Origin of the sequence: Pseudomonas parafulva (assembly GCF_000800255.1) — a bacterium.
GTDB classification, from domain to species: Bacteria; Pseudomonadota; Gammaproteobacteria; order Pseudomonadales; family Pseudomonadaceae; genus Aquipseudomonas; species Aquipseudomonas boreofloridensis.
The window spans coordinates 4,257,836-4,279,582 of sequence record NZ_CP009747.1 but is presented as its reverse complement, the minus strand read 5'-3'; the positions used below and the strand labels follow the sequence as shown (position 1 = coordinate 4,279,582).

The 21,747-nt window shown below is 64.4% G+C and carries 24 protein-coding genes; 13 read left to right on the top strand and 11 right to left on the bottom strand.

The features are described 5' to 3' along the window. Positions 1–8: 8 nt before the first annotated feature. Entirely contained in the window at positions 9–833 is an 825-nt protein-coding gene (aroE, locus tag NJ69_RS18760) for a shikimate dehydrogenase (RefSeq protein WP_039582124.1), read from the top strand. 15 nt (positions 834–848) lie between these two features. Here the strand turns inward: aroE and NJ69_RS18755 are convergent, their stop codons facing one another. The 3 genes from NJ69_RS18755 to betC are packed head-to-tail and all read right to left on the bottom strand — an operon-like array spanning position 849 to position 4,927. After that, complete coding sequence (locus NJ69_RS18755; RefSeq protein ID WP_039582122.1) at positions 849–2,414, bottom strand: SulP family inorganic anion transporter; 1,566 nt, start codon at positions 2,412–2,414, stop codon at positions 849–851. 48 nt (positions 2,415–2,462) lie between these two features. Next, positions 2,463–3,395, bottom strand: coding sequence for a choline ABC transporter substrate-binding protein (gene choX, locus NJ69_RS18750; RefSeq protein WP_039582119.1), 933 nt, complete (start codon positions 3,393–3,395; stop codon positions 2,463–2,465). Positions 3,396–3,409: 14 nt separating this feature from the next. Continuing rightward, positions 3,410–4,927: a choline-sulfatase gene (gene betC, locus NJ69_RS18745; RefSeq protein WP_039582118.1), complete on the bottom strand. Its 1,518-nt coding sequence runs from the start codon at positions 4,925–4,927 to the stop codon at positions 3,410–3,412. A gap of 109 nt (positions 4,928–5,036) precedes the next feature. Between betC and NJ69_RS18740 the strand changes: the two genes are divergently transcribed. After that, complete coding sequence (locus tag NJ69_RS18740; protein WP_039582116.1) at positions 5,037–5,939, top strand: choline sulfate utilization transcriptional regulator; 903 nt, start codon at positions 5,037–5,039, stop codon at positions 5,937–5,939. Positions 5,940–6,002: 63 nt separating this feature from the next. Here NJ69_RS18740 and trpA read toward each other — a convergent pair whose 3' ends face one another. Together trpA and trpB are read right to left on the bottom strand one after the other, a co-directional pair. After that, entirely contained in the window at positions 6,003–6,812 is an 810-nt protein-coding gene (gene trpA / locus NJ69_RS18735) for a tryptophan synthase subunit alpha (RefSeq protein WP_039582114.1), read from the bottom strand. Then, entirely contained in the window at positions 6,809–8,026 is a 1,218-nt protein-coding gene (gene trpB / locus NJ69_RS18730) for a tryptophan synthase subunit beta (RefSeq protein ID WP_039582111.1), read from the bottom strand. Before trpB ends, trpA begins: the two co-directional genes overlap by 4 nt. A 133-nt stretch (positions 8,027–8,159) precedes the next feature. Here trpB and NJ69_RS18725 point away from each other — a divergent pair, with 133 nt between their 5' ends. Beyond that, entirely contained in the window at positions 8,160–9,056 is an 897-nt protein-coding gene (locus tag NJ69_RS18725) for a LysR family transcriptional regulator (protein ID WP_039582109.1), read from the top strand. 21 nt (positions 9,057–9,077) lie between these two features. Here NJ69_RS18725 and NJ69_RS18720 read toward each other — a convergent pair whose 3' ends face one another. Further along, the gene (locus tag NJ69_RS18720) at positions 9,078–9,401 is read right to left on the bottom strand and encodes a DUF883 family protein (protein WP_029614866.1); all 324 of its coding nucleotides are present in this window, start codon (positions 9,399–9,401) and stop codon (positions 9,078–9,080) included. 152 nt (positions 9,402–9,553) lie between these two features. On the opposite strand from NJ69_RS18720, the gene NJ69_RS18715 reads away from it, so the two are divergent. Next, positions 9,554–9,769: a dodecin gene (locus tag NJ69_RS18715; RefSeq protein WP_029614865.1), complete on the top strand. Its 216-nt coding sequence runs from the start codon at positions 9,554–9,556 to the stop codon at positions 9,767–9,769. 111 nt (positions 9,770–9,880) lie between these two features. Continuing rightward, positions 9,881–10,102: a DUF1161 domain-containing protein gene (locus NJ69_RS18710; protein ID WP_039582104.1), complete on the top strand. Its 222-nt coding sequence runs from the start codon at positions 9,881–9,883 to the stop codon at positions 10,100–10,102. A 96-nt stretch (positions 10,103–10,198) separates the two neighbouring features. On the opposite strand, the gene NJ69_RS18705 is transcribed toward NJ69_RS18710, so the two are convergent. Then, a complete protein-coding gene (locus NJ69_RS18705; protein WP_039582102.1) occupies positions 10,199–11,200 on the bottom strand; it encodes an LLM class flavin-dependent oxidoreductase in 1,002 nt (333 codons plus the stop codon). Positions 11,201–11,358: 158 nt separating this feature from the next. Here NJ69_RS18705 and NJ69_RS18700 point away from each other — a divergent pair, with 158 nt between their 5' ends. Next, positions 11,359–11,784, top strand: coding sequence for an OsmC family protein (locus tag NJ69_RS18700; RefSeq protein ID WP_039582099.1), 426 nt, complete (start codon positions 11,359–11,361; stop codon positions 11,782–11,784). 61 nt (positions 11,785–11,845) lie between these two features. Beyond that, complete coding sequence (locus NJ69_RS18695) at positions 11,846–12,079, top strand: DUF1161 domain-containing protein (RefSeq protein ID WP_029612486.1); 234 nt, start codon at positions 11,846–11,848, stop codon at positions 12,077–12,079. A gap of 33 nt (positions 12,080–12,112) precedes the next feature. On the opposite strand, the gene NJ69_RS18690 is transcribed toward NJ69_RS18695, so the two are convergent. Further along, on the bottom strand, positions 12,113–12,526 hold the full coding sequence (locus NJ69_RS18690) for a hypothetical protein (RefSeq protein ID WP_039582097.1): 414 nt from the start codon (positions 12,524–12,526) through the stop codon (positions 12,113–12,115). A gap of 45 nt (positions 12,527–12,571) precedes the next feature. Further along, positions 12,572–12,985 carry a hypothetical protein gene (locus NJ69_RS18685; RefSeq protein ID WP_039582094.1) on the bottom strand — a complete coding sequence of 138 codons (414 nt, stop codon included), beginning with the start codon at positions 12,983–12,985 and terminating at the stop codon, positions 12,572–12,574. Positions 12,986–13,051: 66 nt separating this feature from the next. Here NJ69_RS18685 and NJ69_RS18680 point away from each other — a divergent pair, with 66 nt between their 5' ends. Then, positions 13,052–14,143, top strand: a complete 1,092-nt coding sequence (locus NJ69_RS18680; protein ID WP_039582085.1) for an aminopeptidase — start codon at positions 13,052–13,054, stop codon at positions 14,141–14,143. 32 nt (positions 14,144–14,175) lie between these two features. On the opposite strand, the gene NJ69_RS18675 is transcribed toward NJ69_RS18680, so the two are convergent. Together NJ69_RS18675 and NJ69_RS18670 are read right to left on the bottom strand one after the other, a co-directional pair. Next, positions 14,176–14,826, bottom strand: coding sequence for an HAD family hydrolase (locus tag NJ69_RS18675; RefSeq protein WP_039582084.1), 651 nt, complete (start codon positions 14,824–14,826; stop codon positions 14,176–14,178). A 3-nt stretch (positions 14,827–14,829) separates the two neighbouring features. Next, a complete protein-coding gene (locus NJ69_RS18670) occupies positions 14,830–15,384 on the bottom strand; it encodes a gamma carbonic anhydrase family protein (protein ID WP_039582081.1) in 555 nt (184 codons plus the stop codon). A 102-nt stretch (positions 15,385–15,486) separates the two neighbouring features. Between NJ69_RS18670 and prlC the strand changes: the two genes are divergently transcribed. From prlC to NJ69_RS18645, 5 genes are all read left to right on the top strand, one after another. Further along, a complete protein-coding gene (gene prlC, locus NJ69_RS18665; protein WP_039582078.1) occupies positions 15,487–17,538 on the top strand; it encodes an oligopeptidase A in 2,052 nt (683 codons plus the stop codon). Then, positions 17,535–17,813: a YheV family putative zinc ribbon protein gene (locus tag NJ69_RS18660; protein WP_039582076.1), complete on the top strand. Its 279-nt coding sequence runs from the start codon at positions 17,535–17,537 to the stop codon at positions 17,811–17,813. The genes prlC and NJ69_RS18660 overlap by 4 nt, the downstream gene beginning before the upstream one ends. Positions 17,814–17,896: 83 nt before the next feature. Further along, positions 17,897–18,952, top strand: a complete 1,056-nt coding sequence (locus tag NJ69_RS18655; protein ID WP_167335975.1) for a PA0069 family radical SAM protein — start codon at positions 17,897–17,899, stop codon at positions 18,950–18,952. A 288-nt stretch (positions 18,953–19,240) separates the two neighbouring features. Then, complete coding sequence (locus tag NJ69_RS18650) at positions 19,241–19,960, top strand: carbonic anhydrase (protein WP_029612492.1); 720 nt, start codon at positions 19,241–19,243, stop codon at positions 19,958–19,960. Positions 19,961–20,147: 187 nt separating this feature from the next. Continuing rightward, on the top strand, positions 20,148–21,677 hold the full coding sequence (locus NJ69_RS18645; RefSeq protein WP_369811410.1) for a SulP family inorganic anion transporter: 1,530 nt from the start codon (positions 20,148–20,150) through the stop codon (positions 21,675–21,677). Positions 21,678–21,747 lie beyond the last annotated feature (70 nt).

Below are 21,747 nucleotides of genomic sequence, written 5' to 3'. Positions count from 1 at the left end.
GAGAGTGCATGGACCAGTACGTCGTTTTCGGCAACCCCATCGGCCACAGCAAGTCGCCGCTGATCCACCGGCTGTTCGCCGACCAGACCGGCCAGGATCTGGAATACCGCACGCTGCTGGCGCCATTGGACGACTTCAGCGACTGCGCTCGCGGCTTCTTCAAGCAGGGCAGTGGCGCCAACGTCACCGTCCCTTTCAAGGAAGAGGCCTATCGCCTGTGCGACAGCCTCACCCCACGTGCGCAGCGCGCCGGTGCCGTGAACACCCTGACCAAGCTGGCTGACGGCAGCCTGCAGGGCGATAACACCGACGGTGCCGGCCTGGTACGCGATCTGACGGTCAATGCTGGCGTCAGCCTCGCGGGCAAGCGCGTGCTCGTGCTCGGTGCCGGGGGCGCGGTGCGCGGTGTGCTGGAGCCGATCCTCGCCCACCGACCGCAATCACTGGTGATCGCCAACCGCACGGTGGAAAAGGCCGAGCGACTGGCCCACGAATTCGACGAGTTGGGGCCGGTGGTGGCCAGCGGCTTCGCCTGGTTGCACGAGCCGGTCGATGTGATCATCAATGCCACCTCGGCCAGCCTCGCCGGTGAGTTGCCGCCGATCGCCGACACCTTGGTCGAGGCCGGGCGCACGGTGTGCTACGACATGATGTATGGCAAGGAGCCTACGCCCTTCTGCCAGTGGGCCACTCGCCTGGGCGCCGCGCAGGTGCTGGACGGGCTGGGGATGCTCGCCGAGCAGGCCGCCGAGGCGTTCTTTGTGTGGCGTGGCGTTCGGCCCGAGACCGGGCCGGTGCTGGACGAACTGCGCCGACAGTTGGCGCGCGGCTAGCCTGTCAGGGGTGGTTCATTCCTGGAAAAGAATGGGGCACCCCTGCACCCCCTCCAGCTTCTGCAACTCTTCCTCCACCTGAGGCCTGGCGCCGCGCAAGGTCAGGCTGCCGCCGCTGCGCTGCAGCCGCCGTGCTTCACGGTGCAGCATGTCCACCCCGGAATAGTCGATGAAGTTGATCTGCCGCGCGTCAATCACCACCTGCGGGCCCTGGCAGGCTTGCAAGCGCACCTGCAGGTAGTGCGCCGCACCGAAGAAGATCGAGCCGCCGACCCGCAGCACGTCCGTCTGCTCTTCGCGGCTGTGCTGGATGCGCGGGCGTGAGGTGCGCTTGAGGTAGAAGAACAGCGAGGCCAGCACCCCGGCATAGATTGCGGTCTGCAACTCCAGCAGCAGCGTGGCCGCAGCGGTCAGCGCCATGACCGCGAATTCCGCCCGGCTGACCCGGAACAGCGCCGCGATGGCGCGGCGATCCACCAGTCCCCAGCAGATCAGCAGAATGCTGCCGGCCATCGCCGGAATGGGCAGATGGGCGATCAGCCCGGCGCCGACCACCGCGAACAGCGCCACCCACAAGGCCGAGAACACCCCGGCCATCGGCGAGCGGGCGCCGGCCTCGAAGCTCAGTCCCGAGCGGGTGAAGGAGCCGGACGACAGGTACCCCGAAAAGAACGCGCCGACCATGTTGGACAAGCCTTGCGCGCGGATTTCCTGGTCGGCATCGATCAACTGTTCCGAACGCGCCGACAGCGAGCGGGCAATGGACAAGCTGGTCACCAGGCCGAGCATGCCGATCGCCACGGCGCTGGGCAGCAGGCGCAGGATCAGCTCCAGGTCCAGCAGCGGCAGCGGGCTGAGCGGCGGTAGTTGGCCGATGAAGGCCGGCACGCGGGGCACATGGCCGAAGTAGCCGGGCAGTGTCCAGGCCACCAGGCTGACCAGCACCAGGCTGAGCAACAGCGCCGGCCAGCGCGGACGCCAGAGTTTGAGGGCGATCCCGATGGCCAGCGTGGCCAGGCCCAGCGCCAGCGAGGGCAGGTCCACCTCGCGCAGGTGCTCGAACAGGTCTTGCGCGGTTTTCAGCGCGGTAGCCTGGCTGGGCAGGTGCATGCCCAGCAGGTTGGGCAATTGGCCGAGCGCGATGACCACCGCGGCGCCGAGGGTGAAACCCAGCACCACGGAATGGGAGACGAAGTTCACCAGCGTGCCGAACCGCAGCAGCCCCAGCACGAGCTGGAACACGCCGCCGAGGAACGTCAGCAGCAGGATCAAGGTGACGTAGTCGCTGCTGCCGGCGATGGCCAGTGGACTGACGCTGGCGTACAGCACAATGGAGATCGCGGCGGTGGGGCCACAGATCAAATGCCACGAGGAGCCCCACAGGCAGGCGACCAGCACCGGCACGATGGCCGCATACAGCCCGTATTCAGCGGGCAACCCGGCGATCAGGGCGTAGGCGATGGATTGCGGCAGGGCGAGAATCGCCCCGCTCAGCCCTACCAGCAGATCCTGGCGCAGGCTACGCCCGCTCAGGCGGGGCAGCCAGGCCAGAAAGGGCAGCAGGGGGTTCAAGCGACGCATGGCATATCGACAATTCCGAAGGTTCAGTGGCCTTACACGAAACAGACCCTAGCGCATTGCGGCCTTCACCGCCTCCAGCGCCGTACCGCCATCCTTGCCGCTGACGCCGGCCAACCATGCGTCGAGCACCTCAGGGTGCGCTTTGACCCACTGCTGAGCAGCCTGATCGAAGCTGATCTTTTTATCCACAACCTCGGCCATGATCGCGTTTTCCATGTCGAGGGTGAAGGTCAGGTTGCTCAACAGCTTGGCTGCATTCGGGCAGGCTTGGGGATAACCGTTGCGCACCAAGGTGAATACCTCGCCTGTGCTACCGAACCATTTCTCGCCACCGGTGAGGTAACGCATCTTCAGCTTCACGTTCATCGGGTGCGGCGTCCAGCCCAGGAACACGATGTACTTGTCGTTCTTCACCGCCCGATCGACCTGCGACAGCATGCCCTGTTCACTGGACTCCACCAGCTTCCATTGCCCGAGGTCGAAGGCGTTCTGCTCGATGATGTCCTTGAGCGACAGGTTGGCCGGGGCCCCTGCACCAATGCCGTAGAGTTTCTTGCCGAACGCCTCGGCGTGCGTGTTGAGGTCGGCGAAGTCCTTGATGCCGGCATTCCACACGTAATCCGGAACGGCCAGGGTGAACTCGGTGCCTTGCAGGTTGCGCGACCATTGTTTCACTTGGCCGCTGGCGACGAATTTGTCATGGAAACCCTGTTGCGCCGGCATCCAGTTGCCGAGAAATGCATCGACGCTGCCGTCCTTCAGGCCGCCGTAGATGATCGGCACCGCGAGCGTCTCGATCTTCACCTGGTAACCCAGCGGTTCGAACAGCAGCCGGGCGATGGCGTTGGTGGAGGCGATATCGCTCCAGCCGGGGTCGGCGAGTTTCACGGTGCTGCACTGCTTGTCGTCGTCGGCGGCCTGGGCGCTCAAGGCGCTCAGGCTCAAGGTCATGGCGAGTACGGCGGTGGAGAACATCTGCATGGCGGCCTCTTTTCTCAATCCAGGGGGGCGGGCTGTGGATAACGTGCCTTGCGCTCGAGGTCGTCGAGATCGATGTGGTTGCGCATGTACTGTTGGCTGGCATCCACCACCGGTTGGTGGTCCCAGCTGTTCAGCTTGCCGATGGCCAGTGCTTCGCCCACCAGGCGGCGGCGGCGCTGACTGGCCAGCACCTGCTGGCGCAGGGTGGGAATATCCCAGCGCTGATGGGCTTCATCGACAAATGCCTGCAGCAGCGCCTGATGATCCGGGCTGCCGGTGAGGTTCTCCCGCTCGTACGGGTCGTGACTCAGGTCATAGAGTAGACACGGGTCGTCTTCGCTGTACACGAACTTGTAGGCGCCACGACGGATCATCATCAGCGGCCCGACCGTGCCTTCGGCCATGTATTCGCCAATCACCTCGTCATGCCCGCCCTGCCCTTGCAGATGGCCGAGCAGCGAACGGCCATCGAGGTGCAGTTGGTTATCCACAGCGCCGCCGGCCAATTCCACCAGCGTTGGCAGCAGATCGCAGGTGGACACGCTGGCGCTCACCCGTGCGGCGGCGAAGCGCTGAGGCGCGTGCACCAGCAGCGGCACTCGCGCAGCCATTTCGAACCAATGCATTTTGTACCAGAGGCCCCGTTCGCCGAGCATGTCGCCGTGATCGCCGGAGAACACGATGATCGTGTCATCGGCCAGACCGCACTCTTCCAAGGTATGCAACAGCTTGCCGATGTTGTCGTCGACATAGCTGCAGGCGCCGAAGTAGGCGCGGCGCGCGTCGCGGATCTTGTCCACAGGCAGCGGCTTGTCCCACAAGTCATAGACCTTGAGCAGCCGTTGGGCGTGTGGATCCTGCTCGTGCTGGGCGTAGCTGTCGCGGGGCAGCGGGATATCCACAGCCTCGTAGCGATCCCAGTACGCCTTGGGGATGGTGTAAGGATCGTGCGGGTGGGTCAGCGACACGGTCAGGCAGAAGGGACGGTCGGCGTCCTCGCGCACGTGGTCGTAGAGATACTGCCGCGCCTTGAACACCACTTCTTCGTCGAAATCCAGCTGGTTGGTGCGCACGCAAGGTCCGGCCTGAAGCACCGAGGACATGTTGTGGTACCAGCTCGGGCGCTCGTCGGGGGCATCCCAGTTCACCGCCCAGCCGTAGTCGGCCGGATAAATGTCGCTGGTCAGGCGTTCTTCGTAGCCATGCAGTTGATCCGGACCGCAGAAATGCATCTTGCCCGACAGCGCCGTGCGGTAACCCAGCGAGCGCAGGTAGTGGGCGTAGGTGGGCACGTCGGCGGGGAAATTGGCGGCGTTGTCGTAGGCGCCGATGCGGCTGGGCAACTGGCCGCTGACCAGGGTGAAACGCGATGGCGCGCACAGCGGGCTGTTGCAGTAGGCCGAATCGAAGACCACCGCCTGCTCGGCCAGGCGCGCCAAGTGGGGCATTTTGATGGGGGACGGGCCATGAATCGGCAGCAGCGGCGCGGCCATCTGATCGGCCATGATGAAGAGGATGTTTGGTCGTTTCATGGGGGCCTTCCATCGTTGAACGTTATGTGTAATCTCTGCGTTCAAGAGTGGGATCCATGGAAGAGTGGGTAAAGCCCAGGCCGGGCAATGACTGGGATTAGCTGAGCTTATGTTCGATCACCTGGCGGGACTGTCGCTGGAGAGCTTGCGCGTCTTCGAAGCCGCTGCGCGCCTACGCGGCTTCACACCGGCAGCACTGGAGTTGGGTACTACCCAGCCGGCAGTGAGCCAGCAGATCAAGCGCCTGGAACTGCAACTGGCCACGCGCTTGTTCGACCGCATTTACCGCGGCATCGAGCTGACCCAGGCGGGCCAGACATTGTTCGAGCAGGTTCACGGGGCATTGCAGGCGATGGACGCGGGGGTGGCTGACGCCACGGGGCGCACTCAGCACGAGGTGCTGCAGGTGGCCACCGATTTCGCCTTCGCTGCGTTCTGGCTGATGCCACGCTTGCAACGCTTTCGTGAGGCTTATCCACAGGTGGACGTGAGCCTGGTGACCGGTGAACGCAGCCAGGCCATGCTCAGGCCGGACATCGACGTCGCGGTGCTGTTCGGCGATGGCCGCTTTCAGCATGGCGAGAGCCGCTGGTTGTTCGACGAGGAAGTGTTCCCGGTGTGCAGCCCTGCCCTGGCCCCAGACCGGCCGCTGGCAGCCGAGGCCCTGCAACGACTACCGCTGCTGCACTTGCGCGGCGAGCAAACGAGCCGCTGGTTCGACTGGAACGGCGTGTTTCGCGGGCTTGGCCTGGTCAGCCCGCCGCCGCCGGGGCAGCTGCGTTTCGACAACTACACCTTGTTGATCCAGGCAGCAATCGCCGGACAGGGCGTGGCCATCGGTTGGCGTCATCTGGTGGATGGGCTGGTCGAGCAAGGCTTGTTGTGCCGGCCACTGCACGGCAGCTTGCGCTCGGCGCGTGGCTATTACGTGGTGCTGCCGCCGCGCAAGCGACGCGGGGCATTGATCGGGCGGTTCGTGGAGTGGCTGGAGCAGGAGCGTGGCGGTTTGTGACCTCATCGTGGGTGAATCCGCTCCTGGCAGAGCGGATTCACCCACGATCAGCGTAACGCTAGATCAGCGACGAGCGCCGCGTACGCCCTCAGCCAGCGCCGAGCACAGGCTCAGCACATCGGTGACCGCCTGGCCGGGCGTTTTTGCCTGGGCGATCTTGTCGACCAGTGCCGAACCCACCACTACGCCATCGGAGAGTCTGGCGATAGCCGCCGCCTGCTCCGGCGTGCGGATGCCGAAGCCGACGCTGATCGGCAGGTCCGTGTGGCGACGCAGGCGGGCGATGGCGTCCTGTACGTGTTCGGTGGTGGCTGAGCCGGCACCGGTCACACCTGCCACCGACACGTAGTAGACGAAGCCGGAGCTGCGCTCCAGCACACGCGGCAGGCGTGCATCGTCGGTAGTCGGCGTGGTCAGGCGAATGAAGTCGATGCCGGCAGCCTGGGCCGGGGTGGCCAGTTCGGCGTCGTGCTCCGGCGGCAGGTCGACGATGATCAGGCCATCGACCCCGGCTTCCTGGGCCTGGGCGACGAAGGCTTGCACGCCATAGCGATGGATGGGGTTGTAGTAGCCCATCAGCACGATCGGCGTGGTCTGGTTGCCAACGCGGAATTCACGAACCATCTGCAGGGTTTTCGCCAGGGTCTGGCCGGCTTCCAGCGCACGCAGGGTGGCGAGCTGGATGGCCACGCCATCGGCCATGGGGTCGGTGAACGGCATGCCCAGTTCGATCACGTCGGCACCGGCATCGGGCAAACCCTTGAGGATTTCCAGCGAAGCTTCGTAGCCCGGATCGCCTGCAGTGACGAAGGTGACCAGTGCCGAGCGGCCTTCGGCCTTCAGCTCGGCGAAGCGTTGTTGAAGACGGCTCATGCCTGTTTCTCCTGGGCTGCCATGTGATTCATCACGGTGTGCATGTCTTTGTCGCCGCGGCCGGACAGGCACACGACCATCAAGTGATCCTTGGGCAGGCTCGGCGCGCGCTTGAGCGCTTCGGCCAGGGCGTGAGCGCTTTCCAGGGCCGGGATGATGCCTTCCAGGCGGCAGGTGGCGTGGAAGGCATCCAGGGCCTCGTCGTCGGTGATGCTGACGTACTCGACGCGCTTCACTTCGTGCAGGTAGGCGTGCTCCGGGCCGATGCCGGGATAGTCCAGGCCGGCGGAAATGGAGTGGGCATCGGTGATCTGGCCGTCGGCATCCTGCAGCAGGTAAGTGCGGTTGCCGTGCAGCACGCCCGGTACCCCGCCGTTGAGGCTGGCTGCGTGCTTGTCGGTGTGCACACCATGTCCGCCGGCTTCGACGCCGATGATCTGCACGCTGTCATCTTCGAGGAAATCGTGGAACAGGCCCATGGCGTTGGAACCACCGCCGACGCAGGCGACCAGGCTGTCGGGCAGGCGACCTTCCTTCTCTTGCAACTGGGCGCGGGTTTCCTTGCCGATGATCGACTGGAAGTCACGCACCATCGCCGGATACGGGTGAGGGCCGGCGACGGTGCCGATCAGGTAGAACGTGTCATCGACGTTGGTGACCCAGTCGCGCAGCGCCTCGTTCATGGCGTCCTTGAGGGTGCCGGTGCCGGCAGTGACCGGAACGATCTCGGCGCCCAGCAGCTTCATGCGGAACACGTTGGCCTGCTGACGCTCGATGTCGGTGGCGCCCATGTAGATCACGCAGGGCAGGCCGAAGCGCGCAGCGACGGTGGCGGTGGCCACGCCGTGCATGCCGGCGCCGGTCTCGGCGATCAGGCGCTTCTTGCCCATGCGCTTGGCCAGCAGGACCTGGCCGATGCAGTTGTTCACCTTGTGCGCGCCCGTGTGGTTGAGCTCTTCGCGCTTGAGGAAGATCTTCGCGCCGCCGCAGTGTTCGGTCAGGCGTTCGGCGAAGTACAGCGGGTTGGGCCGACCGATGTAGTCGCGCTGGAAATACGCCAGTTGCTCGAGGAATTCAGGGTCCGCTTTGGCCGCTTCGTATTCGCGGGCCAGGTCCAGCACCAGGGGCATCAGGGTTTCGGCCACGTAGCGGCCGCCGAACGAACCGAACAGGCCGTTGGCGTCGGGGCCGGGACGGTATTTGGGCTGGGTCATGGGGCGCTCCATCTGGATTCGAAAAGAGAGGACCGTGCGGCATGCCATCGGTCGATGGGCTTTACTCTACCCAGCCCTGGTCGCGCTGAAAACCGATAAGATTGCAGCAACACGTCAGGAAAACTCACACGTCATGGGTCAAGATCTCCCACCGCTCAATGCCCTGCGGGCCTTTGAGGTCACCGCTCGGCTGAATAGCGTCAGCCAAGCGGCAGAACAGCTGCATGTCACCCATGGTGCGGTGAGCCGCCAGATCAAGGGGCTCGAAGCGCATTTGGGGGTGGCCTTGTTCGTCAAGGACGGCCGTGGCGTCAAACTCACAGATGCCGGCATCCGCCTGCGTGATGCCAGCGCGGAGGCATTCGACCGGCTGCGTGGCGTCTGCAGCGAGTTGAGTCGCGATCCTAGCCAGGCGCCCTTCGTGCTGGGCTGTTCTGGCAGTCTACTGGCACGTTGGTTCATTCCGCGTCTGGGGCGTTTGCAGGCCGACCTACCGCACCTGCGACTGCACCTGTCGGCTGGGGAAGGCGACCTCGATCCACGGCGTCCGGGACTCGACGCGTTGCTGGTGTACGCCGAACCACCGTGGCCGAGCGACATGCAGGTGCATGTGCTGGCGCAAGAGCGTATCGGGCCGGTGGTCAGTCCCCATTTTCCGAGATTCGCCCAGTTGTGCGACGCACCCGCGCCGGCATTGCTAGGCGAAGCGCTATTGCATACCACCTCTCGGCCCCAGGCTTGGCCGACATGGGCCACACACCACGGGCTCGACCCTGACGCGCTGACCTACGGTCAGGCGTTCGAGCATTTGTACTATCTGTTGGAAGCGGCAATGGCAGGACTGGGGGTGGCGATCGCCCCGCAACCATTGGTGGCGGACGATTTGCGGGCTGGACGCCTGGCAGCACCTTGGGGCTTCTCCCCGACACCGGCGGCGCTGGCGTTGTGGGTGCCTCGACGCGCCGCAGATGGGCGCGCCGAGCAACTGGCGCAGTGGCTGCGCCAGGAGTTGCAAGGGCCGGCTGAGTAGGGCCGGCTTAGCGGTAAAGGCTTAGTTACGACGGCACAGCAGGAAGGCAGCCAGCAGGCCCAGGGCGCCAACGGCAACGCCAGCGGTGGTCCAAGGGTGCTCTTGAGCGTAGTCGCGGGTGGCTATGCCGGTTTCCTTGGTGCGGGTCTTCACTTCCTCGTAAGCGTCCGTCAGCAGGTTGCGCGAATGCTTCAGGGCGTTCTGAGCGTTGCCGCGCAGGGCCTTCATGGTTTTCTGGGTTTCTTCCGAAGCGTCGCCCTTGAGCTCTTCCAGGGTCTTGAGCAGGCTTTCGATCTCGGCTTCCATGCTTTCCAGTGAGGTCTTGCGCAGTGCGTTACGGGCCATGTGGACTCTCCTTCGCTGAGTAGGGGTGATATAGGTGCGACTGCGCTGCGGCGCGAAAGTGCGATCGAACTTTCCAGGCGATTCCAGGCTCGCAGGTAAACCAGGCCTGGGCTGTCCGGCCCTGTCAGACACTTGATCCAAGGAGCGCATCCATGTCCGAGCATCACACCTACAAGAAGGTCGAAATCGTCGGTTCCTCGACCACCAGCATCGAAGACGCCATCAACAATGCGCTGTCGGAGGCCTCCCAGAGCATCCAGCACATGCAGTGGTTCGAAGTGGTCGAAACCCGTGGCCATATCGAGAATGCCAAGGTGGCCCATTATCAGGTCACGCTGAAGGTCGGTTTCCGTATCGCCAACAGCTGAAAACAGCGCCGCGCTGGCCTGTATCGGCGTTATAGGGTATGAGTTTCCAGGGGCACCGGGATGGGCCGCTGCCCTACTCTGCTTTTTTGATCCGCACAAGGAACGACAACGATGAAGAAAGTGTTTCTCGCAGCAGGTTTGATGGTGCTTGCAGGCAGCGCAATGGCGGCCGGCAAGCCGTGTGAAGAACTCAAGGCTGAGATTGCGAGCAAGCTCGATGCCAAGGGTGTGCAAAGCTACACGCTGGATATCGTCGACAAAGGTACCGCCAAGGACAAGGTCGTAGGCACTTGCGAAGGCGATACCAAGGAAATCAGCTACAAGCGCGGTTGAGGCGATGCGGGCGCCCACTCATCGCGCCTCGCGAATCGATCACGTTTCATGACAAAGCCGCTACTGCAAGGTAGCGGCTTTGTCGTTCCTGATGCCTCAAGCCTTCAAGGCCTGCGCCAGCAACTCGTAGGAGCGCAAGCGATCGGCATGCTCGTAAAGGTCGCAGGTGAAGATCAGCTCATCCGCGCCGGTCTGCTCCAGCAGCACTTCAACTTTAGCCCTGACTTTCTCCGGGCTGCCGATCATCGCCAGGCCGAGGAAACTCCCCACCGCGTCGCGTTCGTGCGGCAGCCACAGGCCGTCCATGCTCTTCACCGGCGGGCGCTGCATCAGGCTCTGCCCGCGAATCAGCGCGAGGATGCGCTGGTACACCGACGTAGCCAGGTACTCGGCCTGCTCGTCCGTTTCCGCCACCACCATCGGAATGCCCAGCATGACGTAGGGTTTGTCCAGCGTGGTCGAGGGTTTGAAGTGATCGCGGTAGATGCGAATCGCCTCATGCATGTAGCGCGGTGCGAAGTGCGAAGCGAAGGCGTAAGGCATGCCGCGCATACCGGCCAACTGGGCGCTGAACAGACTCGAACCGAGCAGCCACATCGGCACCTCGGTGTCGTGGCCGGGCACGGCGATGACCTTCTGGTCGTCGGTGCGCGGGCCGAGGTAGCGTGACAGCTCCTCGACATCATCGGGGAAATCGTCGGCACTGCCCGAGCGCTCGCGGCGCAGGGCGCGGGCCGTCATCTGGTCGGAACCCGGCGCACGGCCCAGGCCCAGGTCGATGCGACCGGGATAAAGGCTGGCCAGGGTGCCGAACTGCTCGGCGATCACCAACGGTGCATGGTTGGGCAGCATCACGCCGCCCGAGCCGATGCGGATGCGCGAGGTGCCGCCAGCCAGATAGCCGATCAGCACCGAGGTCGCCGAGCTGGCGATGCCATCCATATTGTGATGCTCGGCCACCCAGAAGCGGTGGTAGCCCAGGCGTTCGACATGCCGGGCCAGGTCCAGAGCGTTGTGCAGGGACTGGGCCGGGCCGCTGTCGGCGCGCACCGGTACCAGGTCGAGGGTGGAGATCTTCAGGTCATGCAGCTGCGTCATCGCAACCTCCGCAGGCAGTGGGTTGGCCAATGGGCCTTACAGTTCTCTGTATGGGCGCTGCTTGAACGATTCAATGGCAGACCGTGGATTGGTCTGAACTTGCTGTGGGGTGGAGCCTCAGAACCTTGTAGACCTTAACCGTATGTCCAGGAGGCAACATGAAAAAGACAGCATCGGCGATCTGGGAAGGTGGGCTCAAGGATGGCAAGGGCCGGCTGTCCACCGAGAGCGGCTCGCTGAAGCAGAACCCCTACGGTTTCAACACCCGTTTCGAGGGGTTGCCGGGGACCAACCCGGAGGAGCTGATTGGTGCGGCGCATGCCGGCTGCTTCTCCATGGCCTTGTCGATGATGCTGGGCGAAGAAAAACTCACGCCCGAGCGTATCGATACCACCGCCGAAGTCACCCTCGAAAAGCAGGATGACGGGTTCGCTATCACGGCCGTGCACCTGATTCTCAAGGCCAAGGTGCCGGGCGCCAGCGATCAGCAGTTCCATGACATTGCCAACAAGGCCAAGGCCGGTTGCCCGGTGTCCAAGCTGCTCAACGCGAAGATCACCCTCGACGCCACCCTGCTTTCGTAAGCCGGGCTTTGTTGTACTCTGCAGGGGTCGGCAGATTGCCTGCCCCTTCAGGAGCCGTTCCATGATCCGCGTAGCATCCGTCGTTCTGGGCTCGCTGGTGGCCACTTCGGTATTGGCCGCACCCAAGCCTTGCGAGGAACTCAAGGCTGAGATCGAAGCCAAGATCCAGGCCGCTGGAGTGCCCTCCTACACGCTGGAAATCGTCTCCAACAGCGAAGTCAGCGACCAGAACATGGTCGTGGGCAGTTGCGATAACGGTACCCGCAAGATCATCTACCAGAAGAATGATGAATAAGCCCTGGGGCCACGCCGAGTGGCCCCGCTGCTTTCAAGGAATACAGAACACCTCGGCAGGCTCGTCCACCAGCACCTGGCGATCGGCATCGTAGAGGTATAGCTGCGGCTGCATCGCCGGTGCCCGCGCCTCCAGGCGGTAATGCTCACCAGCTTTGAAGTCGTCGAAGCGCACAGTCAGGTAACACGTGCGCTCGGTTGGGCTGGTGGTGAACAGGCCCGCTGTAAGTTCGTAGTCGAAGCGCACCACCAGCTCGTGACGGCCGGGGGCGACCTGGAAGTATCGGCCGTCATCGAGGCGCTTGCCGTCGAGCTTGTCGGCCATGATCACGCGACCCGGCGTGACGGTGTAGAGGTCGATCCACGCCTGGGCCGGATCTTTCGGGGGCAAGGGGCTGGCGCAAGCCCCCAGTGCACTGAGGGCGAACAGCATCATGGGCTGGCGCATGGTGAAACTCCGCTTGCGGGTCACAAGGCACAAGCATAGCGTCGATCAGCCATGCTGGCATCCCGCTGGCTCGCCTTGTCCCATGAGTTTCTGCTGCCCGTCATAAAGCTTCACCCAAGGCCGCAAACCGATACTGCCCGCTTGCAGGCGATAACGCTGCCCGGCGTTGAAGTCCTTGAAGGTGAGGTTGAGTTGGCAGTCGCGCCACAGCGGTTCTGCGACCGGGCCGATGTTGCTCGGCGACACTGGGAACTGGTAGCGCACGGTCAGCTCATGGCGACCGGGCGGGACTTCGAAATAGCGGTTGTCGCTCCAGTCGCGTTCATCGACCTGCACGGCGTGCAGCGAGGTGTCATCGCCCGGGGCGAGATCGACCCAGGCTTGGTTGGGGTCCGGGTCGGGCAAGGTGGAGCAGGCGCCCAGCAGCCCGAAGGTGCCGATGGCAAACAGTGTACGCATGGCGAAAAGGTCCCTTGGCAAGATAGTCTTGGCACGCACTGGCCTTGAGCGGGATGAACAGCCCCTATGGTTCGACGTTTTGCACGACAGCGCTCAGGCCGCCGGGCTCTGGACCGCGTTTTCACGGTGTTTGTTCCGCTGGCGGCGGCGCTGCTGATCAGCGGCTGCGCCACCGTGGGTTATTACGGGCAACTGGCCCAAGGGCAATGGCAACTGCTTCGGGCGCGCCAGCCGGTCGAGCAGGTGGTGGCCAATCCGGCGACCGACCCACGGCTGCGCCAGCGCCTGACCCAGGCCGAGCAGGCGCGCGTCTTTGCCAGCGAGCGGCTGAAACTGCCGGATAACCGCAGCTATCGCGTCTACGCCGACCTCGGCCGCCCCTATGTGGTGTGGAACGTCTTCGCCACGCCGGAGCTGTCTCTACAGCCCATCACCCACTGTTTTCCCATCGCCGGGTGCGTAGCCTACCGGGGCTATTACCATCAGGGCGCGGCGCGTGGCGCGGCGGCGGTGATGCGCCAGGAAGGGCTGGATGTCTATGTAGGGGGCGTGGAGGCCTATTCCACACTGGGCTGGTTCGACGATCCGCTTCTCTCGTCGATGCTGCGCTGGGACGATGAGCGGCTGGCCACCTTGATCTTCCACGAGTTGGCGCATCAGCGCTTCTACGTGAAGGACGACACCGCATTCAACGAGTCTTTCGCCACCTTCGTCGAGCAGGAGGGCACCCGCCAATGGCGCCGGGCGCGGGGGCTACCGGCTGAACATGGGGATGGCGCGGGCCAGCGTGAGCAGTTCGTGCGCCTGGTGCTGGCCAGCCGCGATCGACTGCAGGCGATCTACGCGCAGCCATCGAGCGATGGCGAAAAGCGCGTGGCCAAGCAAGCCGAGTTCCAGCGCCTGCGCCGGGACTACCGACAGATACGCGACCGCGACTGGGGCGGTGATACCCGCTACGACGCCTGGGTCTATGGACCGATGAGCAACGCCAAGCTGTTGCCGTTCGGGCTGTATGACCAGTGGGTGCCGGCCTTCGCCGCGCTGTACCGCGAGGTCGGCGGGGATTGGACGAAGTTCTATCGGCGGGTCGAGGACGTAGGACGACTGCCGGTCGATGAGCGCCAGGCGGCGTTGCAGCGGTTGGGCGCAAGCCGGTAGCGCTCGGGGCCGCCAGGCGGCCCTTGTGGCGGTCAAGCGGCCAGGAAGGCCCGGTGCAGGTCGGCCACCGTCTCGAAATGGAAGGCCGGGGTCTCGGCGGCCAGCTCTTCGCGGCTGCCGAAGCCATACCCCACGGCGACCGCCTGCAGGCCGTTGCTGTGGGCGCCGATCAGGTCGTGCTTGCGGTCACCGATCATCAGCGTCTGCGCCGGATCCAGCCGCTCTTCATCCAGCAGATGGCGAATCAGCTCGACCTTGTTGGTGCGCGTGCCATCCAGCTCGCTGCCGTAGATCACTTTGAAGTGCCGGTCGAAGGCGAAGTGTCGGGCGATCTCGCGGGCGAACTCCCAGGGCTTGGAGGTGGCGACATACAGCGTGCGGCCCTGCTCGGTGAGGGCTTGCAGCAGCGCAGGCACGCCTTCGAACACGTGGTTCTCGTACAGCCCGGTGACCTTGAAGCGCTCCCGGTAGAAATTCACCGCCTGCCAGGCCTTGGCCTCGTCGAAGCCATAGAACTGCATGAACGCCTGGAGCAACGGTGGGCCGATGAAGTGCTCCAGGCGGGTCAGGTCCGGCTCGTCGATGCCCAGCTTGGCCAGCGCGTACTGGATCGAGCGGGTAATGCCCAGGCGTGGATCGGTGAGGGTGCCGTCGAGGTCGAAAAGAACGGTTTGCTGGTGCATGGATCAGGGTTGCTCCGGTTGATCGTAGCCTTCGGCCAGGTGCTGGTCCTTGAGCTTCACATAGTTGTTGGCGCTGTAGGCGAAGAACGCGCGTTCGTTTTCGCTCAGTGGTCGGGCCTGCTTCACCGGACTGCCGACATACAGGTAGCCGCTGACCAGGCGCTTGCCGGGCGGTACCAGACTGCCGGCGCCGATGATCACCTCGTCCTCGACGATGGCGCCGTCCATCACCGTGCTGCCCATGCCGACCAGGATCCTGTTGCCCAAGGTGCAGCCGTGCAGCATGACCTTGTGGCCGATGGTCACCTCGTCGCCGATGATCAGCGCGAAGCCGTCGGGATTGAACGGCCCGGCATGGGTGATGTGCAGCACACTGCCATCCTGCACGCTGGTGCGCGCACCGATGCGGATGCGGTGCATGTCGCCACGAATCACCGTCAATGGCCAGACCGAACTGTCCTCGCCGAGCTGCACGTCGCCGATCACCACCGCCGAACGGTCGACGAAGGCACGTGGGCCGAGGCTTGGCGTGTGGTCGCGAAAGGTGCGGATGGCCATGATCGTATTCCTCTACAGTGCCGATAGGCAGGCTGCCTGCTGCGGTCGGCGTCGATTGTAATTAAGATGGTGCAGTGTTTCTCCTGCCAAGGTATCCGAACCGTGAGTGCGAACAACCCGCTTCTGCAGTCCCATGACCTGCCGCCCTTCTCCGCGATCCGTGCCGAACACGTGCTGCCGGCGATCGAGCAGATCCTGGCCGACAACCGCAAGGCCATCGCCGATATCCTCGAGCAGCAGGGCAAGAACCCCTCCTGGGCTGGCCTGGTGCTGGCGATGGATGAACTCAATGACCGCCTGGGCGCGGCCTGGAGCCCGGTCAGCCATCTCAATGCGGTGTGCAACAGCCAGGCGCTGCGCGAGGCCTACGAATCGTGCCTGCCGGCGCTGAGCGCCTACGCCACCGAGCTGGGGCAGAACCGCGCGCTGTTCGACGCCTACCAGGCCCTGGCCAACAGCCCGGAAGCCGCCGGTTTCGACGTGGCGCAGAAAACCATTCTGGAACACGCCCTGCGCGACTTCCGTCTGTCGGGCATCGATCTGTCGCCCGACAAACAGCAGCGCTACGCCCATGTGCAGAGCACCCTCAGCGAACTGGGCAGCCGCTTCTCCAACCAACTGCTCGACGCCACCCAGGCCTGGACCAAGCACGTCACCGACGAAGCCGCGCTGGACGGCCTGACCGAGTCGGCCAAGGCGCAGATGGCCGCCGCCGCCCAGGCCAAAGGGCTGGACGGTTGGCTGATCACCCTGGAGTTCCCCAGCTACTACGCGGTGATGACCTACGCCAACGACCGCGCCTTGCGTGAAGAACTGTACGCCGCCTACTGCACCCGCGCGTCCGATCAGGGGCCTAATGCCGGTCAGTTCGACAACGGTCCGGTCATGGCCGAGATTCTCGATCTGCGCCAGGAACTGGCCACGTTGCTCGGCTACGCCAACTACGCCGAACTGAGCCTGGCCACCAAGATGGCCGAGTCCAGCGATCAGGTGCTGAGCTTCCTGCGCGACTTGGCCAAGCGCTCCAAGCCGTTCGCCGCCCAGGACCTCGAGCAGCTCAAGGCCTATGCCGCCGAGCAGGGCTGCGCCGAGCTGTCGAGCTGGGACGCCGGCTACTATGGGGAAAAACTGCGCGAGCAGCGCTATAGCGTGTCCCAGGAAGCCCTGCGCGCCTACTTCCCGATCGACAAGGTGCTGGGCGGTCTGTTCAGCATCGTCCAGCGCCTGTACGGCATCGAAATCGCTGAGCTCAAGGGCTTCGACGCCTGGCACCCGGACGTACGCCTGTTCGAGATCAAGGAAAACGGCCAGCACGTGGGGCGCTTCTTCTTCGACCTCTATGCCCGCGCCAACAAGCGCGGCGGCGCCTGGATGGACGGCGCCCGCGACCGTCGCCGCACCGCCGCAGGCGCGTTGCAGAGCCCGGTGGCCAACCTGGTGTGTAACTTCACCCCGGCAGCGCCCGGCAAGCCGGCGTTGCTCACCCACGACGAAGTCACCACGCTGTTCCACGAGTTCGGCCATGGCTTGCATCACCTGCTCACCCGCATCGAGCATGCCGGTGTTTCAGGCATCAACGGCGTGGCCTGGGATGCGGTCGAGTTGCCGAGCCAGTTCATGGAGAACTGGTGCTGGGAGCCGGAAGGCCTGGCGCTGATCTCCGGTCACTATGAAACCGGCGAAGCGCTGCCCCAGGACCTGCTGGACAAGATGCTGGCGGCGAAGAACTTCCAGTCCGGCATGATGATGGTGCGCCAGTTGGAGTTCTCCCTGTTCGACTTCGAACTGCACGCCACCCATGGCGATGGCCGCAGCGTGCTGCAGGTGCTCGAGGGCGTGCGCGACGAGGTCACGGTGATGCGTCCGCCGGCCTACAACCGGTTCCCCAACAGCTTCGCGCACATCTTTGCCGGCGGTTATGCGGCCGGCTACTACAGCTACAAGTGGGCCGAAGTGCTGTCGGCCGACGCCTTCTCGCGCTTCGAGGAAGAAGGCGTGCTCAACGCCGAAACCGGCCGTGCGTTCCGCGAGGCGATCCTGGCCCGTGGCGGCTCGCGGGCACCGATGGTGCTGTTCGTCGACTTCCGCGGTCGCGAGCCCTCCATCGATGCCCTGTTGCGCCACAGTGGCCTGACCGAAGAGGCCGCGGCATGAGCGAGGGCGCTGTCAGCACGACCAAGAAACGCTTCATCGCCGGGGCGGTCTGCCCGGCGTGCAGTGAGCCGGACAAGCTGATGATGTGGAGCGAAGACGGCGTGCCGCACCGCGAATGCGTGGCCTGCGGTTTCACCGACACGCTCAACGAGCAAGGCCTGTCGGTGCCCAAGGAGCTTGGCACCCGGGTCAACCAGCAGGCGGTCAAGGCGCAGCCGGTACAGGTGCAGACCGTGCAGTTCTTCCCCAACCCGAAGTTGAAGAAGACCGACTGATCGCACCGTCCGGCTGACGCCGCTGGCGGCAATGACTAACCCGCATTACTGTATGCGCATACAGCAATGCGGGTTTTTTCATCATGAAGTCAGCTCCCGTCCGCGGCCGTGGCACGGCCAGCAATCCTCACAACCGCTTCGCCCCGAGCATCTCGGTGGTGGAAGATGACGGCTGGCATCAGGAAGTGCCGGTCACCCAGGGCACCGAGGTGCGGATCGAGACCGCCAAGACCATCATCGCCCGCAACACCTCCCCCGACTTGCCCTTCGACCGTTCGATCAATCCCTACCGCGGCTGCGAGCATGGCTGTATCTACTGCTATGCCCGGCCGAGCCATGCCTACTGGGACCTGTCCCCTGGCCTGGATTTCGAAACCAAGCTGATCGCCAAGACCAATGCCGCCGAGGTGCTCGAACAGCAGTTGAGCAAGCCGGGTTACGTCTGTGCGCCGATCAACCTGGGTGCCAACACCGATCCCTACCAGCCGATCGAGCGCGACCACCAGCTCAGTCGCCGTCTGCTCGAGGTGCTGTTGCGCTATCGCCACCCGGTGACCATCGTGACCAAAGGCTCGCTGATCCTGCGCGACCTCGACCTGCTGAGCGAATTGGCCAGCCTGCGCCTGGTGCGGGTGATGATCAGCCTCACCACGCTGGACGATGAGCTCAAGCGCACGCTGGAGCCGCGTGCAGCGGCGCCGAAGGCTCGGTTGCGGGCCATTCGCGTGTTGCGCGAAGCAGGCGTGCCGGTGGGGGTGCTGTGCTCGCCGATCATTCCGATGATCAACGATTGCGAACTGGAGCACCTGCTCGAAGCGGCGCGTGACGCTGGCGCGCAGAGCGCCGCCTACATGATGCTGCGCCTGCCGCTGGAGGTGGCGCCGCTGTTCGAGCAATGGCTGCAGGATCATTACCCGCAACGGGCGGCGCATGTGCTGAGCCTGATGCGTCAGAGCCGGGGTGGCGAGTTGTATGACAGTCGTTTCGGAACGCGCATGCGTGGCGAAGGCGTGTTCGCCGAGCTGTTGGCCCAGCGCTTTGCCAAGGCCGCTCGGCAGATGGGCTTTGCCGGACGCGAGGCGTTGGCGTTGGACTGCTCGGCGTTTTGCGTGCCAGGGGCGCAGATGGCGTTGTTTTGAACACATGCCCGGCTACCCCACAATCTCACTCATGCCTGCCATTAATTTCGCTGGAGGGTATTGGCGATTGATGCTTTTTTGCTATTATCGAGAACTCCCCGCCAGAACCTGGAACGCCCGTTCTAGAGCCTCTGAATTCAGTTTCAGTTAAGTTTTCTCCGCTAGCGTAAGGACTCAGCCAAAGGTGGCTGTGATTTATTACCTGTGCGCGTCATCTAATTCCTCGCATAGCCAGAATCTTTCCCCGGTAAACTCGTGCTTACCGAAAAACCGTCTAGAGGATGAATCATGCCGATCAAGGACCCATCCAAGCCCGTTCCGGCTGCCCCTGCCGAGAACGCCGATGCCGCCCTGAAGCACATCGTCGACGGCTTCTTGAAATTTCACCATGACGTGTTCCCCGAGCAGCAGGAGCTGTTCAAGAAGCTCGCCACCGCGCAGAAACCCCGCGCCATGTTCATCACCTGCGCCGACTCGCGCATCGTTCCCGAACTGATCACCCAGAGCTCGCCGGGCGACCTGTTCGTAACCCGTAACGTGGGTAACGTGGTGCCGCCTTATGGGCAGATGAACGGTGGTGTTTCCAGCGCCATCGAGTACGCGGTTATGGCGTTGGGCGTTCACCACATCATCGTCTGCGGCCACTCCGACTGCGGCGCCATGCGTGCCGTGCTCAACCCGCAGTCGCTGGCCAAGATGCCCACCGTCTCGGCCTGGCTGCGCCACGCCGAAGTGGCGCGCACCGTGGTCGAGAACAACTGCACCTGCGACACCGAGCACGAGAACATGCAGGTGTTGACCAAGGAAAACGTCATCGCCCAATTGCATCACCTGCGCACCCACCCTTCGGTGGCTTCGCGTCTGGCGGCTGGCCAGTTGTACATCCATGGTTGGGTCTACGACATCGAGACCAGCCGCATCGAAGCCTACGACGCGGCCAGCGACGCCTTCCTTCCGCTCAGTGCCGGTGAGCCGGTGCCCTGCGCGACTCCGAGAGGCCGCTACTAAGCCGCCCCACCACCTGAAGAAACCCTGATAGCCGGCTGCGCCCCGTTGGCGCGGCAGGGCTTTCGGCTGCCTTGAATTTCCCTGAACGCCTTGCCGGCAATCCTGCTGGCGGCCTGCGCCTGCGCGCGATTCAGGGATCCGCGTGCTATCGGCCAGTGGATTGGCCGTGAATCAGAAAAGGAGCGACATGGTGAACATGACACAGATTAAAGCGGCACTGCCGCGCGAATTGCTGGCTTCGGTCGTGGTGTTCCTGGTGGCCCTGCCGCTGTGCATGGGCATCGCGATTGCCTCGGGCATGCCGCCGGCCAAAGGCCTGATCACCGGCATCATCGGCGGCGTCGTGGTCGGCTTTCTCGCCGGCTCGCCGCTGCAGGTCAGCGGCCCGGCGGCGGGCCTGGCCGTGCTGGTGTTCGAGCTGGTGCGACAGCATGGCGTAGCCATGCTCGGGCCGATCCTGCTGCTGGCTGGATTGCTGCAATTGCTGGCCGGGCGCCTGCGCCTGGGTTGCTGGTTCCGCGTCACTGCCCCGGCCGTGGTGTACGGCATGCTGGCGGGCATCGGCGTGCTGATCGTGCTGTCCCAGGTGCATGTGATGTTCGATGCGGCGCCGCAGCCCTCTGGCGTCGACAACCTGCTGGGCTTCCCCGCCACCCTCGCCGCTGCGCTGCCGTTGGAGAGCGCCGGCAGTGGGTGGCAGGCCGGCGCCCTGGGCCTGGGCACCATCGCCCTGATGTGGGGGTGGGATCGCTGGCGCCCGCAGCGGCTGCGCTTCATGCCCGGTGCGTTGCTGGGCGTGGCGGCGATGACTGCGCTCAGCCTGTGGCTGGCGCTGCCGGTCAACCGCGTGCAGGTGCCGGCGGACCTCTCCGAAGCCATCGACTGGCTGCGTCCTGATGACCTCCTGCAACTGGCCGATCCGAGCTTGCTGGTGGCGGCTTTCGCCCTGGCCTTCATCGCCAGCGCCGAAACCCTGCTGTCGGCGGCGGCGGTAGACCGCATGCACAATGGCCAGCGTTCGGATTTCGACCGTGAACTGTCAGCCCAGGGTATCGGCAACATGCTCTGTGGTCTGCTCGGCGCCTTGCCGATGACCGGGGTGATCGTGCGCAGTTCGGCCAACGTCCAAGCCGGCGCCCAGACCCGCGCATCGGCGATCCTGCATGGGGTGTGGCTGCTGGGCTTCGTGGTGGTGCTGGGCAGCGTGCTGCAGCAGATTCCAGTGGCGAGCCTGGCGGGCGTGCTGGTCTACACCGGCATCAAGCTGGTGAACGTCAAAGCGTTCCGTGACCTGGGCCGGTATGGCCGCATGCCGATGTTCACCTACGCCGCGACTGCCTTGGCCATCGTCTTCACCGATTTGCTGACCGGTGTGCTGGTGGGCTTCGCCCTGACCTTGCTGAAGCTGGCGTTCAAGGCCGCGCGGCTGAAGATCAACCTGGTGCCGCTCGACGAGCCCGGACACCTGGAACTGCGCTTGAGCGGTGCGGCGACCTTCCTCAAGGTGCCAGCACTGACCCAGACGCTGGAAAGCGTGCCGCCCGGCACCACGCTACACGTACCGTTGGGCAACCTGAGCTACATCGACCATTCGGTGCTGGAGCTGCTGGAGGACTGGGGGCGTTCGAGCCTGGCCGCCGGTTCGCACTTGCGTATCGAACAGCATGGACTCAAACGCCGCGTGGAGGGCCGGCTACGGCGCCTGGCCCAGGCCTGACGCGCGTCCGGACGGTTCGGCCTGGTCTACGTCAGCCATGCTTGCAACGGCGTCCGCCCCACTGCGCCGT

Excerpts from the sequence above, each read along its gene's own strand:
- aroE (WP_039582124.1), top strand. The coding sequence starts at position 9 with ATGGACCAGTACGTCGTTTTCGGCAACCCCATCGGCCACAGCAAGTCG.
- NJ69_RS18755 (WP_039582122.1), bottom strand. The coding sequence starts at position 2,414 with ATGCGTCGCTTGAACCCCCTGCTGCCCTTTCTGGCCTGGCTGCCCCGC.
- choX (WP_039582119.1), bottom strand. The coding sequence starts at position 3,395 with ATGCAGATGTTCTCCACCGCCGTACTCGCCATGACCTTGAGCCTGAGC.
- betC (WP_039582118.1), bottom strand. The coding sequence starts at position 4,927 with ATGAAACGACCAAACATCCTCTTCATCATGGCCGATCAGATGGCCGCG.
- NJ69_RS18740 (WP_039582116.1), top strand. The coding sequence starts at position 5,037 with ATGTTCGATCACCTGGCGGGACTGTCGCTGGAGAGCTTGCGCGTCTTC.
- trpA (WP_039582114.1), bottom strand. The coding sequence starts at position 6,812 with ATGAGCCGTCTTCAACAACGCTTCGCCGAGCTGAAGGCCGAAGGCCGC.
- trpB (WP_039582111.1), bottom strand. The coding sequence starts at position 8,026 with ATGACCCAGCCCAAATACCGTCCCGGCCCCGACGCCAACGGCCTGTTC.
- NJ69_RS18725 (WP_039582109.1), top strand. The coding sequence starts at position 8,160 with ATGGGTCAAGATCTCCCACCGCTCAATGCCCTGCGGGCCTTTGAGGTC.
- NJ69_RS18720 (WP_029614866.1), bottom strand. The coding sequence starts at position 9,401 with ATGGCCCGTAACGCACTGCGCAAGACCTCACTGGAAAGCATGGAAGCC.
- NJ69_RS18715 (WP_029614865.1), top strand. The coding sequence starts at position 9,554 with ATGTCCGAGCATCACACCTACAAGAAGGTCGAAATCGTCGGTTCCTCG.
- NJ69_RS18710 (WP_039582104.1), top strand. The coding sequence starts at position 9,881 with ATGAAGAAAGTGTTTCTCGCAGCAGGTTTGATGGTGCTTGCAGGCAGC.
- NJ69_RS18705 (WP_039582102.1), bottom strand. The coding sequence starts at position 11,200 with ATGACGCAGCTGCATGACCTGAAGATCTCCACCCTCGACCTGGTACCG.
- NJ69_RS18700 (WP_039582099.1), top strand. The coding sequence starts at position 11,359 with ATGAAAAAGACAGCATCGGCGATCTGGGAAGGTGGGCTCAAGGATGGC.
- NJ69_RS18695 (WP_029612486.1), top strand. The coding sequence starts at position 11,846 with ATGATCCGCGTAGCATCCGTCGTTCTGGGCTCGCTGGTGGCCACTTCG.
- NJ69_RS18690 (WP_039582097.1), bottom strand. The coding sequence starts at position 12,526 with ATGCGCCAGCCCATGATGCTGTTCGCCCTCAGTGCACTGGGGGCTTGC.
- NJ69_RS18685 (WP_039582094.1), bottom strand. The coding sequence starts at position 12,985 with ATGCGTACACTGTTTGCCATCGGCACCTTCGGGCTGCTGGGCGCCTGC.
- NJ69_RS18680 (WP_039582085.1), top strand. The coding sequence starts at position 13,052 with ATGGTTCGACGTTTTGCACGACAGCGCTCAGGCCGCCGGGCTCTGGAC.
- NJ69_RS18675 (WP_039582084.1), bottom strand. The coding sequence starts at position 14,826 with ATGCACCAGCAAACCGTTCTTTTCGACCTCGACGGCACCCTCACCGAT.
- NJ69_RS18670 (WP_039582081.1), bottom strand. The coding sequence starts at position 15,384 with ATGGCCATCCGCACCTTTCGCGACCACACGCCAAGCCTCGGCCCACGT.
- NJ69_RS18660 (WP_039582076.1), top strand. The coding sequence starts at position 17,535 with ATGAGCGAGGGCGCTGTCAGCACGACCAAGAAACGCTTCATCGCCGGG.
- NJ69_RS18655 (WP_167335975.1), top strand. The coding sequence starts at position 17,897 with ATGAAGTCAGCTCCCGTCCGCGGCCGTGGCACGGCCAGCAATCCTCAC.
- NJ69_RS18650 (WP_029612492.1), top strand. The coding sequence starts at position 19,241 with ATGCCGATCAAGGACCCATCCAAGCCCGTTCCGGCTGCCCCTGCCGAG.
- NJ69_RS18645 (WP_369811410.1), top strand. The coding sequence starts at position 20,148 with ATGGTGAACATGACACAGATTAAAGCGGCACTGCCGCGCGAATTGCTG.